The organism is Streptomyces sp. NPDC054783 (genome assembly GCF_053611725.1).
Genome location: NZ_JBSHAY010000002.1, coordinates 221,572 through 239,066, shown reverse-complemented (window position 1 = coordinate 239,066; position 17,495 = coordinate 221,572). Strand labels below are relative to the sequence as shown.

Here is a 17,495-nt window from a genome sequence, read left to right as displayed (position 1 = left end):
GCCGGGGTCCGGGTTTCGGGGGACGAGCGTCGGGGCAACAGCCCGTGCTCCGCCGTTGATCTGACACCATTCCCCGGGGGCCCCGTTCGGCGGATGGACGGAGCTCGTTGGAGAAGCTGACCAGGGGACGGATGGGACCGCGCAGTGCGGGGCTACGAGAGCCAGGAGCGAGAGCCGGCGGCTGACGTCGACCACCTCTCTCGGTTCGAGGCCGAGATGAAGCGGCTGAAGACCGAGCGGGAAAAGGCGATCCAGCACGCCGAGGACCTCGGCTACCAGGTCGAGGTGCTGCGCGCCAAGCTGCACGAGGCGCGCCGCACCCTGATGACCCGGCCCGCCTTCGACGGCGGTGACATCGGCTATCAGGCCGAGCAGTTGCTCCGCAATGCCCAGATGCAGGCCGACCAGCTGCGTCAGGACGCCGAGCGGGAGCTGAGCCAGGCCCGCGCGCAGACCCAGCGGATCCTGCAGGAGCACGCCGAGCAGGCCGCCCGCCTCCAGGCGGAGCTGCACCAGGAGGCGGTGACCCGGCGCCAGCAGCTCGACCAGGAGCTGGCCGAGCGGCGCGCCACCGTCGAGTCGCACGTCAACGAGAACGTGGCCTGGGCCGAGCAGCTGCGCGCCCGCACCGAACAGCAGGCCCGCCGCCTCCTCGACGAGTCCCGCACCGAGGCCGAGCAGGCGCTCGCCACCGCCCGCACGGAGGCCGAGCGGCTGACCCGGGAGGCCCGCGAGCGGCTCCAGAGCGACGCCGAGACGGCCCGCACGGAGGCCCAGGAGATCCTGCGCCGCGCCCGCACGGACGCCGAGCGGCTGCTGAACGCCGCCTCCACCCAGGCCCAGGAGGCCACCGACCACGCCGAGCAGCTGCGCACCAGCACGGTCAGCGAGTCGGACGCCGCCCGCCGGCAGGCCGCCGAGCTGACCCGGGCCGCCGAGGAGCGGATGACGGCGGCCGAGGAGGCGCTGCGCAAGGCGCAGGCGGAGGCCGAGAAGCTGCAGACGGAGGCCGAGCAGGCCGCCACCAAGGCCCTGGCCAGCGCCGAGGCCGCGGGCGAGGCGCGTACGCGCACCGCGAAGGAGCAGGTCGCCCGGCTGGTCGAGGAGGCCACCAAGGAGGCCGAGAACACCAGGTCCGAGGCCGAGCAGCTGGTCGCGGACGCCCGTGCCGAGGCCGAGAAGATCGTCGCCGAGGCCGCCGAGAAGGCCCGCTCGATCACCGCCGAGGAGACGGCGAGCCAGCTGTCCAAGGCGGCCAGGACCGCCGAGGACGTGCTGGACAAGGCGTCCGAGGAAGCCAAGCAGACCACCAAGGCCGCCGCCGAGGAGGCCGAGCGGATCCGCACGGAGGCCGAGGCCGAGGCGGACCGGCTGCGCGCCGAGGCGCACGACATCGCCGAGCAGCTCAAGGGCGCGGCGAAGGACGACACCAAGGAGTACCGCGCCAAGACGGTCGAGCTGCAGGAGGAGGCTCGCCGGCTGCGCGGCGAGGCCGAGCAGCTGCGCGCGGACGCGGTCGCCGAGGGCGAGTCGATCCGCGCGGAGGCCCGCCGGGAGGCGGTCGCGCAGATCGAGGAGGCGGCCAAGTCCGCCGAGGAGCTGCTGGCCAAGGCCAAGGTGGACGCCGACGAGCTGCGGCAGAAGGCGACCACCGACAGCGAGAAGGTCCGCACCGAGGCCATCGAGCGGGCCACCAGCCTGCGCCGGCAGGCCGAGGAGACCCTGGACCGGGCCCGCAAGGAGGCCGAACGGCTGCGGGCCGAGGCCGACGAGCAGGCCGAGGCGGTCAAGGCGGACGCCGAGACCGCCGCGCGCGAGCTGCGCGAGGAGACCGAGCGCGCCGTCGAGGCCCGCCGCGCCGAGGCCGCCGAGGGGCTCACGCGGCTGCAGACCGAGGCGCAGGACCGGCTGGAGTCGGCCGAGCAGGCGCTCACGGACGCCCGCGGGGAGGCCGCCCGGATCCGCCGCGAGGCCGCCGAGGAGACCGAGCGGCTGCGCGCCGAGGCCGCTGAACGCATCCGCGCCCTCCAGCAGCAGGCCGAGGCCGAGGCCGACCGGCTGCGCAACGAGGCCGCGTCCGACGCGTCCGCCTCCCGCGCCGAGGGCGAGGCCGTCGCCGTACGACTGCGCTCCGAGGCCGCCGCCGAGGCCGAGCGGCTGAAGGCGGAGGCCCAGGACACCGCCGACCGGGTGCGCGCGGAGGCGCAGGCCGCCGCCGAGCGGCTCGGCACGGAGGCGTCCGAGACGCTGGCCGCCGCCCAGGAGGAGGCCGTCCGGCGGCGTCGCGAGGCCGAGGAGACCCTCGGGTCCGCACGCGAAGAGGCCGACCAGGAGCGGCTTCGGGCCCGTGAGCAGAGCGAGGAGCTGCTGGCCTCGGCGCGCAAGCGGGTCGAGGAGGCGCAGACCGAGGCGGTCCGGCTGGTCGAGGAGGCCGACCGGCGGGCCATCGAGATGGTGTCCGCCGCCGAGCAGCACGCCCAGCAGGTGCGGGACTCCGTCGTCGGGCTGCACGAGCAGGCGCAGGAGGAGATCACCGGGCTGCGCTCGGCCGCCGAGCACGCGGCGGACCGCACCCGGCGGGAGGCCGAGGAGGAGGCGGACCGGGTCCGCGCCGACGCCTACGCCGAGCGGGAGCGGGCGAGCGAGGACGCGAGCCGCGTCCGCCGCAAGGCGAGCGAGGAGTCGGAGGCCGCCAGGGCGCTGGCCGAGCGTACGGTCGCGGAGGCGATGGCGGAGGCCGAGCGGCAGCGCGCGGACGCCGGCGACTACGCCCAGCGGGTGCGCACCGAGGCCTCGGACGCGCTCGCCGAGGCCGACCAGGCGGCCGCCCGGACCCGTGCGGACGCCCGCGAGGACGCCAACCGGATCCGCTCCGACGCGGCGACCCAGGCGGACACCCTCATCACCGAGGCTCGTAACGAGGCCGAGCGCCTGCAGAACGAGACGGTCGCCGAGGCGGACCGGCTCCAGACGGAGACCGCCGCCGAGGCGGACCGGGTGCGCGCGGAGGCCCTGGCGGCCGCCGAGCAGCTCATCGGGGACGCCACCGGCGAGGCCGAGCGGCTGCGCGCGGAGGCCGCGGAGACGGTCGGCTCGGCGCAGGCGCACGCCGATCGGGTGCGGGCGGAGGCCGAGCAGCTCAGGGCGGACGCGGAGGACACGGCAGAACGGCTCGTCAATTCCGCCCGCGAGGAGGCGGAGCGGACCCTGGACGAGGCCCGCAAGGACTCCAACAAGCGGCGTTCGGAGGCGGCCGAGCAGGTCGACACGCTCATCACCGAGACCACGGCCGAGGTCGACAAGCTGCTCAGCGAGGCGCAGGAGCAGGCGCTGAAGACCACCGCGGACGCCGAGTCGCAGGCCGACACGATGGTCGGCGCGGCCCGCAGCGAGGCCGAGCGGATCGTCTCCGAGGCCACGATCGAGGGCAACTCGATGGTGGAGAAGTCGCGCACGGACGCCGACGAGCTGCTGGTCGGCGCCCGCCGGGACGCGACCGCGATCCGGGAGCGCGCGGAGGAGCTGCGCGACCGCATCACCACCGAGATCGAGGAGCTGCACGAGCGGGCCCGCCGCGAGGCCGCCGAGACGATGAAGTCCACCGGCGACCGCTGCGACGCCCTCATCAAGGCCGCCGAGGAGCAGCTGGCCAAGGCGGAGGCGAAGGCCAAGGAGCTGGTCTCGGACGCCAACTCCGAGGCGGGCAAGGTGCGCATCGCCGCCGTCAAGAAGGCGGAGGGGCTGCTCAAGGAGGCCGAGCAGAAGAAGGCCAGCCTCGTCAAGGAGGCCGAGGAGCTCAAGGCCGAGGCGATCCGCGAGGCCCGGCGCACGGTCGAGGAGGGCAAGCGCGAGCTGGAGATCCTGGTGCGCCGGCGCGAGGACATCAACGCCGAGATCTCCCGGGTCCAGGACGTCCTGGAGGCGCTGGAGTCCTTCGAGGCACCGACGTCCGGCAAGGAGGGCTCGGTCAAGGCCGGCGCGACGGTCGGCGCCCCCCGATCGGGTGGCAAGTCGTCAGACGGCTAATGTCAGCGGTGCGTTCCGGTAACGTCTGGGGGCTTTGCCCGAGTCGTTGGCAAGCCCTCCGGCGGTCAGCCACCCAAAAGAGGTGCCATTCTCCAGATCAAAACCGTATCCGCTCGATGACACACCGCTTCGGCCCCTAGGATTCCCCTTATCACCTCACCGGTCTCATTGACAGGAACCCCATGAGCGACACTTCCCCCTACGGCTTCGAGCTTGTGCGGCGTGGGTACGACCGCGCTCAGGTGGACGAACGTATCTCCAAGCTCGTCTCCGACCGTGACAGCGCTCTCGCCCGCATCACCGCCCTGGAGAAGCGCATCGAGGAGCTCCACCTCGAGACGCAGAACGCCCAGGCCCAGGTCACCGACGCCGAGCCGTCGTACGCGGGTCTCGGTGCCCGGGTCGAGAAGATCCTGCGCCTGGCCGAGGAAGAGGCCAAGGAGCTGCGTGAGGAGGCCCGCCGGGCGGCCGAACAGCACCGCGACCTCGCCGAGTCCGCGGCCCAGCAGGTCCGCAACGACGCGGAGTCCTACGCCGCCGAGCGCAAGGCCAAGGCCGAGGACGAGGGCATCCGGATCGTCGAGAAGGCGAAGGGCGACGCCGCCCAGCTGCGTACCGAGGCGCAGAAGGACGCGCAGTCCAAGCGCGAGGAGGCGGACGCCCTCTTCGAGGAGACCCGCGCCAAGGCCGCGCAGGCCGCCGCCGACTTCGAGACGAACCTCGCCAAGCGCCGCGAGCAGTCCGAGCGCGACCTGGCCTCGCGTCAGCAGAAGGCCGAGAAGCGGCTGGCGGAGATCGAGCACCGCGCCGAGCAGCTGCGCCTGGAGGCGGAGAAGCTGCGCACCGACGCCGAGCGCCGCGCCCGCCAGACGGTGGAGACGGCCCAGCGTCAGGCCGAGGACATCGTGGCCGACGCCAACGCCAAGGCCGACCGCATCCGCTCGGAATCCGAGCGCGAGCTCGCCGCGCTGACCAACCGCCGCGACTCGATCAACGCCCAGCTGACCAACGTCCGCGAGATGCTGGCGACGCTGACGGGCGCCGCTGTCGCCGCCGCGGGCACGCCGGGCGACGACGAGCCCATCTCCCGTGGGGTGCCGGCGCAGCAGTCCCGGTGACGCTTCGCGTGCGCCGTCGGCACGCGTACGTTCACTGAGCATGGGGAAGCCCCCTGTCACTTCCGGTGGCAGGGGGCTTCCGCTCGTCCTAGCGTGGCCGCATGATCGAGCTGGAGGGGCTGACCAAGCGGTACGGCGAGAAGGTGGCGGTCGACGGGCTCACCTTCGCCGTGCGGCCCGGGATGGTGACCGGGTTCCTCGGGCCCAACGGGGCCGGGAAGTCCACGACCATGCGCATGGTCCTCGGGCTCGATCACCCCACCGCCGGCGACGTGCGTATCGACGGCCGGCACTACCGGCAGCTGAAGGACCCGCTGACGTACGTCGGCGCGCTGCTGGACGCCAAGGCCGTGCACGGCGGGCGCAGTGCCTACAACCATCTGCTGTGTCTCGCGCAGAGCAACGGGATCCCGCGGGCCCGGGTGGCGCAGGTGCTCGACACCGTCGGGCTCACCGCCGTGGCACGGAAGAAGGCCAAGGGGTTCTCCTACGGCATGGGGCAGCGGCTGGGGATCGCCGCGGCGCTGCTCGGTGACCCGCGGATCCTGATGTTCGACGAGCCGGTCAACGGGCTGGACCCGGAGGGCATCCACTGGATCCGGAACCTGATGAAATCGCTGGCCGCGCAGGGGCGGACGGTGTTCGTGTCGAGCCACCTGATGAGCGAGATGGCGCTGACCGCCGATCACCTCGTCGTCATCGGGCAGGGACGACTGCTCGCGGACACGTCCATGGCCGACTTCATCCGGGAGAACTCGCGGTCGTGCGTCCGGATCCGTTCTCCGCAGCGCGAGCGGCTGCTCGATGTGCTCCACGAGGACGGGATCACCGTCGTGGAGGCCGGCGGGGGTGCGCTGGAGGTGGCGGGCGGCAAGGCCGAGCGGATCGGTGAGCTCGCGGCGCGCGACGGGATCGTGCTGCACGAGCTGAGCCCCCAGCAGGCCTCGCTCGAGGAGGCGTTCATGCAGCTGACGGCCCAGGCGGTGGAGTACCACGCGCACGCCGGGCCGGAGCCCGCCCCGCGGGACTGGGGCGCCGACTGGAGGAGGGCCTGACGTCCATGGCAGCCGCACAGGTCATCCGGTCGGAATGGACCAAGATCCGGTCGGTGGCGTCCACGGTGTGGACGCTCTCGCTGGCCGTGGTGGTCACCATCGCCCTCGGACTGCTCATCTCCGCGCTCTCGCGGAACCAGTTCGACTCGATGCCGGTGCAGGACCGGCTGTCGTTCGATCCGACCTACGTCAGCTTCGCGGGCATGAGCCTGGGCCAGCTCGCCATGATCGTGTTCGGTGTGCTGGTGGTCTCGAACGAGTACAGCACCGGCATGATCCGGGTCTCGCTGGCCGCCGTACCGCAGCGTGCGACCTTCCTGTTCGGCAAGATCGCGGTGGCCGGCGCGCTCGCGCTCGTGGTCGGCATGGCCACGAGCTTCGCCGCGTTCTTCCTCGGCCAGGCGATGCTCGGCCCGCACGGGGCGCGGATCGGCGACCCCGGTGTGCTGCGCGCGGTGCTCGGCGGCGGGCTCTACATGACGCTGATCGCGATGTTCTCCATGGGCGTCGCCGCGATGCTGCGCTCGCCGATGCTGTCGCTCGGCATCCTGATGCCGTTCTTCTTCCTGATCTCCAACATCCTCGGCAACGTCGACGCGACGAAGAAGCTCGGCCGGTTCCTGCCGGACCAGGCGGGCAGCCGGATCATGCGGGTGGTGCCGAGGGCCGACGACACGCCGTACGGGCCCTGGGGCGGGCTCGGGATCATGGTGCTGTGGGTGATCGCCGCGCTCGCCGGCGGTTACGCAGTGCTCAAGAACCGGGACGCATAGCTTTACTTTCTCTTGGGCGGAACCGTCAGCGCCCCGATATCCTCCTAACCCTTACGGGGGCGGGTCCCCGCTGTCCTGAACCTTTCGATGGGTGCGGAGCATGATCGAGGCTGTCGGCCTGACCAAGCGCTACGGCGACAAGACCGCCGTGTACAACCTTTCCTTCCAGGTGCGGCCGGGTGCCGTCACCGGCTTCCTCGGGCCGAACGGCTCGGGCAAGTCGACGACGATGCGGATGATCCTCGGGCTGGACAATCCGACGTCCGGGGCGGTGACGATCGGCGGCTACCCGTACCGCAAGCTGCCCAACGCCCCCCGCCAGGTCGGCGCGCTGCTGGACGCCAAGGCGGTACACGGCGGCCGGACCGCCCGCAACCACCTGCTGAGCCTCGCCCAGCTGTCGGGAATCCCGGCCCGGCGCGTGGACGAGGTGCTCGGCGTCGTCGGCCTTCAGGACGTGGCACGCAAGCGCTCCAAGGGCTTCTCGCTCGGCATGGGCCAGCGTCTCGGCATCGCCGCCGCGCTGCTCGGCGACCCGCAGGTGCTGCTGTTCGACGAGCCGGTCAACGGCCTCGACCCCGAGGGCATCCTCTGGGTCCGCAACCTGATGAGGGCCCTGGCCGCCGAGGGCCGTACGGTCTTCGTCTCCTCGCACCTGATGAGCGAGATGGCGCTGACCGCCGACCACCTGATCGTCATCGGGCGCGGCCAGCTGCTCGCCGACATGAGTGTGAAGGACTTCATCTCGGCCAACTCCGCCGACTTCGCCCGGGTGCGGACCCCGGACACCGAGCCGCAGCTGCGCGAGAAGCTCGGCACCACGCTCGCCGAGGCGGGCGGCCACGTGCTGCCGGAGCCGGACGGCGCGCTGCGCGTGACCGGGCTGCCGCTGCCCCGGATCAGCGACCTCGCGCACGAGGCGGGCGTCCGGCTGTGGGAGCTGTCGCCGCACCAGGCCTCGCTGGAGGAGGCGTACATGCGGATGACGCAGGGCGCTGTCGACTACCGCTCGACCGTCGACCAGAAGGCGGGCCTGCAGCAGCCGCTGCCGCCGGGCGCCCAGCCGCCCATGCCGGTGCCCGGCCAGGGCCAGCCCGGCTGGTACGCCCCACCGCCGCCCCAGCAGGGCGGCCAGGCCTTCGCGATGCCCCAGACGCCCGCGGGCCCGTACGGCGCCCCGCAGCCGCCCGGTTACGGCACGCCGGCCGCCCCGGGCACCGAGACGGCCAACCCGTACGCCCAGCAGGCCCAGCAGCCCGGCTCCGCCCCGCAGGGCGTCCCGGCGCCGCAGACGCTGGCACTGGGCGCGGCCTCGGCCGCCGCAGCCGCCCCGCAGGCCCCGCAGGCGCAGCCGCCGGCCCCCGCCGCCCCGCAGGCCGCTCCGGCCCCGCAGGACCAGCCGCCGGTCCCGGTGCCGCCGCAGCAGGCGCCCGCCGCTGCTGCCCCGGCCACCGCCCCCGCCGACCTGACCAAGCCCGAGGACGCCCGATGAGCACCCACCAGCCCCCGATGCCGCAGGCCCCGGCCGCCGCGCCCGACTGGCAGGCGGCGCCCGGCGGGCCGTACCCCGGTTACACCTCGCCGATCCCGGTCGTGCGCACCCATCTCGGGCACGCGCTGGCCTCCGAGTGGACCAAGATCAAGTCGGTGCGGTCGACGATGTGGACGCTCGGCGTGTTCGTGGTCCTCGTCCTCGGGATCGGCCTGCTGTCCGCCTCGCTGGTCAGGTCCAACTCCGGCGCGGAGAGCATGTCGGACCAGAACCCGCTGCAGTTCGGGTTCTTCGGCCTGCTCCTCGGCAGCATGTGCATCATCACGCTCGGCGTGCTGACCACGGCCTCGGAGTACGGCACCGGCATGATCCGTACGACGATGGTCGCGTGCCCGAGCCGGAGCCGGGTGCTCGCCGCCAAGGCGATCGTGTTCTTCGTCGTCGCCTTCGTCGTCACCCTCGCCACGTCCGGCTTCGTGGCCATGATCCACGCGTCGATGCTGAAGGACGTCGGCGGTGCGCGCACCCCCTCCGCCGGCGACTGGCTCAAGGCGACCGTCGGCATCAGCCTCTACGTCGCGCTGCTCGGCCTGTTCTCGCTGCTCGTCGGCTCGATCATCCGGCACTCCGCGGGCGCCATCACCATCATGATCGGCACGGTGCTGGCCCCGCTGGTGATCGCGCTGTTCATGGCCTCGCAGTCCCTGGAGAAGGTGCGGCAGTGGCTGCTGGAGTACTCCATCCCGAGCCAGATGAGCTGCTTCTACGACAACTCCCTGAGCAGGTCCGGCCCCACGGGCTGGGACCCGCTGTGGATCATGCTGGGCCTGTCGGCGGTCGCGTTCGCCGGTGCCTTCGCGCTGCTGCAGAAGCGGGACGTGTGAGGCCGCTGCCGGACGGCCGCTAGAACTTCGGCGCGTTACGGGACCGCTGCACCCGCGTGGTGCGGCGGTCCTTCGCGTTCCAGCACGCCTTGTGCCAGTGGCGGCGGTCGTCCACGCCCGCGTACTCCGGCCAGGCCACCACGTGCGGGACCCCGGCGGCGATCAGCTGGTCGCAGCCCGGGCAGCGATAGGTCTTGCCCTCCGCGCTCGACCCGGCGACATGGCGCACGCTCCAGTCCTCGCCCTGCCAGTTCTCGGTCGACTGCCAGCCGCCGTACCGGCCGGTCCGGTCGTCCTCGGCGCTCCGGCCCGACGATCCGGCTGCGTTCGGTCGGTTGCGACGCGGGGACACGGGACACCTCTCGGGGCTATACAGGAAGCACGGGCTGTATCCAGCCTACGCGCCGCCGTGCGGGGTACGCGTACGGAACCAACCCGCACAAGTCCCCCTCCAGGACGACCCATTCTGCAGACAATCCGCAAATCTCTCCGCGAGGCCGTGTCCTGGGCACGTGTCAGACGGTTATGCCGGGTGGGGGAGCTCCGAGTCGGAGCCAAGGAAGCAGGAAATGCGATGTACGTAGGAAGTTTTGTGCTGGGCGCCCAGTTCCCGGGCCAGGGCCCCGGGGAGGCCCTTCACCGGGCGGTCCGCTCGGCGGAGGTCACCGAGGAGGCCGGGCTGGACGCCGTGTGGCTGGCCGAGCACCACTTCGTGCCGTACGGCACATGCCCGTCCGCCGTCACGCTTGCCGCGCTGCTGCTCGGCCGCACCAGCCGCATCCGGGTCGGCACGGCGGTCAGCGTACTGCCCACCGCCCACCCCGTCGCCCTCGGCGAACAGGCCGCGCTGCTGCACCTGACGAGCGGCGGACGGTTCACCCTCGGCGTGGGCCGCGGCGGGCCCTGGGTGGACCTGGAGGTCTTCGGCGCGGGCCTGGAGGCGTACGAACACGGGTTCCCGGAGTCACTCGATCTGCTGCTGCGCTGGCTGCGCGAGCCACGGGTGTCGGCGTCCGGCGAACGGTTCAGCTTCCGCGAGGTGCCGGTCGTACCCCGCCCGTCGGAGGCGCTCACGGAGACCCCGGGCCCCGAGGTCGTCGTCGCCTGCACCTCCCCGGCGAGCGTACGGCTGGCCGCCGAGCGCGGGCTGCCGATGCTGCTCGGCATGCACGTCGGGGACGAGGAAAAGGCCGAGATGGTGGCCCTCTGGCAACGCTGTGCCCGCGCGGCCGGCCGACCGGGCGAGGAGATCGCGGGCGCCGCGCATGTCTCGGCCGGGGTGTGCCAGCTCGCCGACCGGCGCACGGACGCGGCGGAGACGCTGCTGAAGGCCATGCCGGGCTGGCTGAAGCAGGGGCTGGAGGCGCATGTGACGGTGGACGGCCGGGTCCGCGCGATGCGCGACCCCTACGCCTACACCGAACTGCTCTGCGGACTGCACCCGGTCGGCACCCCGCGGCTGGCCGCCGACCGGCTCGCGGCCACCTCGGAGCGCACCGGCATCTCCCGCTTCGCCCTCCTGGTGGAGGGCTCGGGCGACCTCGCCGCGACGGAGGAGAACCTGCGGCGGCTGGGCGCCGAGGTGCTGCCCCAGCTGCGCTGACCCGCCGCAACTCACCGGCCGTCATGAGGGCTTGCCGCCCCAGCACTGAATGCACCTCCCGCGGATGGAGCGGCAAGCTAGCGGCTCACAACGTCTGCCGTACCGGGACTGCCCCGTCAGCAGTCCCGAAGCTCCGGCGACTGGTTCAGCAACTGGCTGCGTACCGATGTGAAGCGGGCCAACGTCTCGTCCACCGAGGCGTCCAGCGGGAACACCGCCACCCGGTGGCAGTTCTGGAAGGCCAGCCGCACACCGAAGTGCCGCTGCAGGGCGCCGCGGATGGCGTCACTCGCGAGCGCACGCAGCAGCTGACCGCGTGCCTGCTCGTCCGGCGGGGGCGTCTGGTTGTCGGCGAACGCTCCGCCGTCGACCTTCAGCTGGGCCACCAGGGAGCTGATCATCTCCCATGCGTAGGGCAGGGAGGTCCGGACGCAGTCGACGAATTCTGCTTCGTCGACCTCGCCTCGCTCGGCCTGTTCGAGTAGGGCCGGTGAGACGTCGAGCGACATGGGTACTCCTCTCGCACCCCCGAAGAGCAGGGGTTGCCGGACAGGTAAGGGAGTTCGCGATTTCGAACACGCTCAGTACATATGCGGCGACCTCCCGTTCACTACGGTAGGCAACCGTCGGTGACCACACCAGCAGAATGCGTATATGGAACGGTCCCGTTACGGGCACAATCGGCCAGGGATGAACAAGAGTTTCCAGGGACAATTGGGACGATCGATCGGGAGCAGGGCGGGCGAATCGCGCGCACCGAGGGGCGTCGAGTAGCGTTGCCGACCATGCGTCTCGTCATTGCCCGATGCTCGGTCGACTACGCCGGCCGACTCACCGCCCACCTGCCCTCGGCGCCCCGCCTGATCCTGGTCAAGGCGGACGGCAGCGTCTCCATCCACGCCGACGACCGGGCCTACAAGCCCCTCAACTGGATGTCGCCGCCCTGCACGCTGAAGGAGGGCGCGGGTGAGGACGAGGGCGTGTGGACCGTCGTCAACAAAGCGGGCGAGAAACTGATCATCACGATGGAGGAGATCCTCCACGACTCCTCGCACGAACTCGGCGTGGATCCGGGTCTGATCAAGGACGGCGTGGAAGCGCACCTGCAGGAGTTGCTCGCCGACCGCATCGAGACGCTCGGCGAGGGTTACACCCTCATCCGCCGCGAGTACATGACGGCGATCGGACCGGTGGACATCCTGTGCCGGGACGCGGACGGCCGGACGGTCGCGGTGGAGATCAAGCGTCGGGGCGAGATCGACGGCGTCGAGCAACTCACCCGTTACCTGGACCTGTTGAACCGCGACCCGCACCTGGCGCCGGTCCGTGGCGTCTTCGCCGCCCAGGAGATCAAGCCCCAGGCGCGCGTCCTCGCCACCGACCGCGGCATCGACTGCCGGATCCTCGACTACGACGCCATGCGCGGTATCGAGGACGACAAGCTCCGCCTGTTCTGATCGGCGATCGTTGATCCGTGTCCCGCCGCGCCGTCCAGCGGCGGGCGGGACATGACCTAGATCACCGAGCCGGAGGACTGCGAGGCGCTCCCCGAGCTGTCCGGCGTCGTCGGGCCGCTCGCGGTGTTCGTCGTGGCCGGGCTCGTGGCCGTCGGGGTCGTGGGTGTCGGTGTCGGCGAGCTGGACGTCGGCGAGGGCGAGGTCGGTGTGCCCGTGGGTGTCGTCCTCGTCGGCGTCGGTGAACCAGGCCTGGTCGTCCTGGACTTGGACGGCGTCGGCGTCGTGCCCCCGCTGCCCGTGCCCTTGGTGTGGCTCGGGTCGGCCGAAGGCGATGTGGCCGGCTGGGACGGCGTCGGGTCGTCCGTCGTGCCGTAGGTGCCGTCGGGGCCAGGGTTCGTCGGGCTGCTGGTGGGCCGGTGGGATCCGGCGCCCGCGGGCGTGGTCTGGTTCGGGTCGGCGCCCAGGGTGCCGTTGTCCGTGCCCTGGCTCGCCGAGGGGTTGACGTCGACCTTGCCGGCCGGATTCTTGTCGGCGTTCTCGTTGGACGTCATGCCGAGCGTGACGACCGTACCCAGCACGGCGGCGAGCAGCGCCCCGGAACCGACCGCGACGAGGTTGCGGCGGGCCAGCCGCCGCAAGGTCCCGCCCCGCTCCGGGGCGGCCGGGAACCGGGTCGTGACCAGGGGGTCGCCGAGGGGCACGTACGGCGGCGGCGCCGACTCCTCGTGCCGTACCTCCGGCAGCTCCTCCCACGCGGTCACGGCGATCCCGGGCACGTCGCCCGAGCGGTCGGCGACCAGCGCGAGCGCCCGGCGCCCGGCGGTCGTGCCCCGCTTGTCGGCGAGCGCCCCGCGCAGCCCGATGGACACCTCCAACTCGGCGCGGGCCCGGTCGAGCTGGCCGAAGCAGAGCGCGAGGACACCCAACTCGTGGTGGAAATAAGCCTGTTCGGACACCTCATGCGCCAGCCGGGAGGCCTCCGCGCCGGAGCGCAGGGCCCGTTCCCAGGCGTTCCAGTGCAGCCCGGCGGCGAACGCGGGCCCGGCCGTACGGGCGAGCCGTACCGCGCAGCTCTCCTCCCCCTCGGTGGACGGAGCCGGGAGCGGGACGATCGCGGCGAGCGCGGCCAGGACCGCGTCCGCCTCCGCGCACACCCGCTCGGGAGTGACCGACGGATGCCCGGTCCACCAGGCGTAGTGCTCGGCGGCGGCCAGCGCCTGGACCGGGGCGTCGTCGGCGTACCCGGCTGCCTCCAGCTGGGTCTGCACACCGGCCGCGAGCCGGAAGCGGCCGCCGACCGGCGAGACCAGTCCGCAGGCGGCCAGCTCACCGAGGGCGGCGTCGGCGTGGGTGTCGCCGATCAGCGCCGGCAGATGCGCCTGGTGCGGCACCTCGCCGCCGAGGGCGACGGCGAAGCGCAGGGCGGCGCGCGCGGAGGCGCTGAGCCGGGAGGCGAGCAGCGGGGCGGGCGCGGCGGCCTCGCCGAGGGACGGCAAGGGGACCTCGTCCGCCGTCTCCAGGGACAACTCGGCCGGTTCGCGTACGTCCTCGAAGACGCCGTACTCGTCCACGGCTCCCGTGCTGGCCCGCAGTTCGTCGCGCTGCCGGAGCAGGGCGCCGGCCTGGACGAACCGCAGCGGCAGTCCCTCGGACTCGAACCACAGGTCGCCGGCCCAGTTGGCCTCCTCCTCGGTGAGGACGCGGCCGACGGTCCGCTCCAGGATCTCCACGCCGGCGGCGCGGTCGAGACCGCCGAGGAAGACCTCCTCGACCTCGGACGTGTCGGAGGGCGCGGGCACGTCGGGAGTGGCGCCGATCAGGAACGCGCACTCGGGGGTGGCGTCGAGGAACTCGTCGAGGGCGGCGCCGCCGAACTCGATGTCGTCCAGGACGACGACCGCGCCGATCTCGCGGACCAGGGCGTGCAGTTCGTCCGGATCGGGGCGGTGGCGCGGGGCGTCGTACACGGCATGGCAGAGGTCGTACAGGAGGTCGCTCGCCGTGCGGTGGAAGCCGTTCAGGCGCACCACGCCGTCGGGGGCGAGGTCCAGGCAGTCCTCGGCGACCAGGTCCAGCAGGGCGGTACGGCCGGAGCCGCCGGGCCCGGTGAGCCGTACGGAACGGCCGCGGGCCAGCAGCCGGACCAGGCGCTCGCGCTCGTCCTGGCGTTCCAGCAGGGAGCGTGCCGGCTGGGCGGGACCGGGCGGCACGGGGGGCCGGGCGGCACGCTCGGCCTCGGCGCGCTCGGCGGCGGTGCGCTTGCGGGGCCGCTCCGGCCGCTCGACCGGCGGGCAGGGCTCTATCTCGCTGCCGTCGACGGGGTTCACGGTCAGCAACAGGTCGCCGGTCACGACGTGCGCCGTACGCGCGAGCGCGGGCGTGCTCTGACCGAAGTCCGAGGTGAGGGACTCCCGGGGCGGACGACGGCTCGCCGCCTGAGCGTGCTCCTCGGGTCCCCGGTTGATCGGGTCCATGGGATCCATGGGTTCCATGGGTTCAAACCCCCCAAAAGCGTCGTGTGCCCGGATTCCGGCCCCTCCCGGCTTCGTCGCACACCGCGCTGTCGCTTCTGGTCCGGGCCCGCTCGGTCGAGGGTTGCGAGGCGGCGGGCGACCGAACCCTAAACCTTCGCTCAGTATCTCCGACAGGGCGGGGTGCCGTGCGGTCCGAGACATCACAGTCCGGTGAGGATTGCCCCTGTCGGGCGCTTCGACGGCTGCGCCCGCCTCTCGCCGGCCGCAGGAGTCTCCGCCCGGCTCACACCCGTACGTGCCTCACACGCGCACGAACCTCACACGCGTGGCAGCGACTCCACCCCGATGCCGCCCTCGATGGCGAGGATGCGGTGCAGCCGGGTGGCCACCAGCAGGCGCTGCATCTGCGGCGGTACGCCGCGCAGCACCAGACGGCGGCCGCGGCGGCCGGCCCGCCGGTGGGCCCCCATGATCACCCCGAGTCCGGTGGCGTCCCAGGAGTCCAGTTCGGACAGGTCGAGGACGAGGTCGCCGACGCCGTCGTCGACGGCCGAGTGCAGGGCCGTACGGGCGTCCGCCGCGCTGCGGACGTCGAGGCGGCCCCCGACGACCAGCTCGGCATGGTCGCCCCTGATATGCATATGCGCTCCCCGTTGAGTGCGGTTGGCGTACTCCGTGACGTTGCAACGTCTGACTGTGCGAGTGGTGGTGCGGTTGCTGCTTGTAAGCGAACCGATACCGAATTCACCCCGGGGAGTGATACTCCCGGGGGTGAGATCCGGCGAATGTCCGTACAGATGGTGCTCAGTACTTGTAGAAGCCCTGCCCGCTCTTGCGGCCGATGTCACCGGCGTCCACCATCCGGCGCATCAGCTCCGGCGGGGCGAACTTCTCGTCCTGGGACTCGGTGTAGATGTTGCCGGTGGCGTGCAGCAGGATGTCCACGCCGGTGAGGTCGGCGGTGGCGAGCGGGCCCATGGCGTGGCCGAAGCCCAGCTTGCACGCGAGGTCGATGTCCTCGGCGGTGGCGACACCGGACTCGTAGAGCTTGGTCGCCTCCACCACGAGGGCGGAGATGAGCCGGGTCGTCACGAAACCCGCGACATCCCGGTTGACGACGATGCAGGTCTTGCCGACGGACTCGGCGAACTCCCGTGCGGTGGCGAGGGTTTCGTCGCTGGTCTTGTAGCCGCGGACCAGCTCGACGAGCTGCATCATCGGCACCGGCGAGAAGAAGTGGACGCCGACGACCCGTTCGGGGCGCTCGGTGGCCGCCGCGATCTTGGTGATCGGGATGGCGGAGGTGTTGGAGGCCAGCACGGCGTCCTCGCGTACGAGCTTGTCGAGCGCGCGGAAGATCTCGTGCTTGACCTCCAGCTTCTCGAAGACGGCCTCGACCACGATGTCGGCGTCGGCGGCGGCGTCCAGGTCGGTGGTCGGGGTGATGCGGGCCAGGGAGGCTTCGGCGTCCTGCGCCTCCATCTTCCCCTTGCTCACGAACTTGTCGTACGAGGCCTTGATGCCGTCGGTGCCACGCTTCAGTGCCTCGTCGGTGACGTCCCGCAGGACGACGTCCCAGCCCGCCTGCGCGGCGACCTGAGCGATCCCGGACCCCATGAGACCGGCCCCGATGACGGCGAGCTTCCGTGCCACTCCGACTCCCTTGAACGCGCTCCAAGTCTGCTTCTCCGGCGGACCATAGCGCTACGGCGGCGCTGAGTGAGCGGTTAGTAACGCGTGTCACGGTCTCAGACGGTGAGACACCCGTCACGTTCCGGTCGGCACACTCGGCGCTGCTCTAGCCGGCTCGTCCGGCGGGATTCCGGGCGCCGCTGCCGATGCGCCAATCCCTTGCGGCTCGGCGCCGGTTGGCGCTTCGGAAAGGGCGCTCAGGCCGCTGCCCGCACGGCGTAGTTCAGCACCCGTTCGCTCAACAGGTCCTCGATGTCGTCGAGGAGGGTGAGGACCTCTCGGGACACTTCGCGTGGTTCGCGGCCCTTGACCATTTCGCGGCCGATGACCGTGATGACCGTGCCGTGGATCCAGCCGATCTGACCGGCCATCAGGTGCGGGAGTTCGTCGTCGGCGGGTGCGCCGGTCTCCTCGCGGAGGACCTCTTCCAGGTTGGCCTGGACCTCCTGGGCGAGGGCCCAGAGGCGGGAGCGCAGGGCGGGGGCCTCCTCGATGACCTTCATGAAGGCGGCGTAGCCGGAGAGCAGGCCGACCCGAGGGGAGACGGCCTCGACCTCCTCGCGCAGCTCACGCAGGACCGCGGCGGCGGCCGACTCGCCCTCGGGGCGGCCGCGGACCCAGCGGGCCAGCCGGTCGACCATGCCGGCGGAGCGGTCGAAGAAGAGGTCCTCCTTGGTGGGGAAGTAGTTGTAGACGGTGTTGACGGAGACGTTCGCCGCCTCGGCGATCTCCGCGACCGTGACCGCGTCGAAGCCGCGCCCGACGAACAGCCCCGTGGCGACATCCGAGATGTACTGCCTGGTCTGCCGCTTCTTCCGCTCCCTGAGCCCCTCTGCCATGCCCGCATCCTAACTTCGCTGGGGCTCATGAAACCTTGGCGGCCCTGAAAACTTAGGCCTGCAGCAAACTTGGGGTTGTTGC

14 protein-coding genes are annotated in these 17,495 nt (G+C 72.1%); 8 read left to right on the top strand and 6 right to left on the bottom strand.

Annotated elements, in window-relative coordinates; translation table 11 throughout:
• Window positions 1-144: 144 nt before the first annotated feature.
• From scy to ACWGJ5_RS05345, 6 genes are all read left to right on the top strand, one after another.
• On the top strand, window positions 145-4,026 hold the full coding sequence (scy, locus tag ACWGJ5_RS05370) for a polarized growth protein Scy (protein ID WP_453308449.1): 3,882 nt from the start codon (window positions 145-147) through the stop codon (window positions 4,024-4,026).
• 182 nt (window positions 4,027-4,208) lie between these two features.
• On the top strand, window positions 4,209-5,144 hold the full coding sequence (locus ACWGJ5_RS05365) for a cellulose-binding protein (RefSeq protein ID WP_453308448.1): 936 nt from the start codon (window positions 4,209-4,211) through the stop codon (window positions 5,142-5,144).
• A gap of 101 nt (window positions 5,145-5,245) precedes the next feature.
• Entirely contained in the window at window positions 5,246-6,199 is a 954-nt protein-coding gene (locus tag ACWGJ5_RS05360) for an ABC transporter ATP-binding protein (protein WP_453308447.1), read from the top strand.
• A 5-nt stretch (window positions 6,200-6,204) separates the two neighbouring features.
• Window positions 6,205-6,972, top strand: a complete 768-nt coding sequence (locus tag ACWGJ5_RS05355; RefSeq protein ID WP_453308446.1) for an ABC transporter permease — start codon at window positions 6,205-6,207, stop codon at window positions 6,970-6,972.
• Window positions 6,973-7,072: 100 nt separating this feature from the next.
• The gene (locus ACWGJ5_RS05350) at window positions 7,073-8,464 is read left to right on the top strand and encodes an ATP-binding cassette domain-containing protein (protein WP_453308445.1); all 1,392 of its coding nucleotides are present in this window, start codon (window positions 7,073-7,075) and stop codon (window positions 8,462-8,464) included.
• Window positions 8,461-9,348 (top strand): ABC transporter permease subunit, encoded by an 888-nt coding sequence (locus tag ACWGJ5_RS05345; RefSeq protein ID WP_453308444.1) that lies wholly within the window; start codon window positions 8,461-8,463, stop codon window positions 9,346-9,348. Before ACWGJ5_RS05350 ends, ACWGJ5_RS05345 begins: the two co-directional genes overlap by 4 nt.
• Before the next feature lie 19 nt (window positions 9,349-9,367).
• On the opposite strand, the gene ACWGJ5_RS05340 is transcribed toward ACWGJ5_RS05345, so the two are convergent.
• On the bottom strand, window positions 9,368-9,700 hold the full coding sequence (locus ACWGJ5_RS05340; protein ID WP_453308443.1) for an ATP/GTP-binding protein: 333 nt from the start codon (window positions 9,698-9,700) through the stop codon (window positions 9,368-9,370).
• Between the two features lie 222 nt (window positions 9,701-9,922).
• Between ACWGJ5_RS05340 and ACWGJ5_RS05335 the strand changes: the two genes are divergently transcribed.
• A complete protein-coding gene (locus ACWGJ5_RS05335; protein WP_453308442.1) occupies window positions 9,923-10,951 on the top strand; it encodes an LLM class flavin-dependent oxidoreductase in 1,029 nt (342 codons plus the stop codon).
• 116 nt (window positions 10,952-11,067) lie between these two features.
• Here the strand turns inward: ACWGJ5_RS05335 and ACWGJ5_RS05330 are convergent, their stop codons facing one another.
• Entirely contained in the window at window positions 11,068-11,460 is a 393-nt protein-coding gene (locus ACWGJ5_RS05330) for an SCO5389 family protein (protein WP_355721006.1), read from the bottom strand.
• A gap of 276 nt (window positions 11,461-11,736) precedes the next feature.
• On the opposite strand from ACWGJ5_RS05330, the gene nucS reads away from it, so the two are divergent.
• Complete coding sequence (nucS, locus tag ACWGJ5_RS05325; RefSeq protein WP_453308441.1) at window positions 11,737-12,408, top strand: endonuclease NucS; 672 nt, start codon at window positions 11,737-11,739, stop codon at window positions 12,406-12,408.
• Between the two features lie 56 nt (window positions 12,409-12,464).
• Here nucS and ACWGJ5_RS05320 read toward each other — a convergent pair whose 3' ends face one another.
• The 4 genes from ACWGJ5_RS05320 to ACWGJ5_RS05305 all read right to left on the bottom strand — a co-directional run bounded on the left by ACWGJ5_RS05320 (window position 12,465) and on the right by ACWGJ5_RS05305 (window position 17,413).
• The gene (locus tag ACWGJ5_RS05320; RefSeq protein WP_453308722.1) at window positions 12,465-14,882 is read right to left on the bottom strand and encodes an ATP-binding protein; all 2,418 of its coding nucleotides are present in this window, start codon (window positions 14,880-14,882) and stop codon (window positions 12,465-12,467) included.
• A gap of 317 nt (window positions 14,883-15,199) precedes the next feature.
• A complete protein-coding gene (locus ACWGJ5_RS05315; protein WP_228623601.1) occupies window positions 15,200-15,523 on the bottom strand; it encodes an STAS domain-containing protein in 324 nt (107 codons plus the stop codon).
• 163 nt (window positions 15,524-15,686) lie between these two features.
• The gene (locus ACWGJ5_RS05310; RefSeq protein WP_453308440.1) at window positions 15,687-16,535 is read right to left on the bottom strand and encodes a 3-hydroxyacyl-CoA dehydrogenase family protein; all 849 of its coding nucleotides are present in this window, start codon (window positions 16,533-16,535) and stop codon (window positions 15,687-15,689) included.
• Between the two features lie 236 nt (window positions 16,536-16,771).
• Window positions 16,772-17,413 (bottom strand): TetR/AcrR family transcriptional regulator, encoded by a 642-nt coding sequence (locus ACWGJ5_RS05305; RefSeq protein ID WP_453308439.1) that lies wholly within the window; start codon window positions 17,411-17,413, stop codon window positions 16,772-16,774.
• Window positions 17,414-17,495 lie beyond the last annotated feature (82 nt).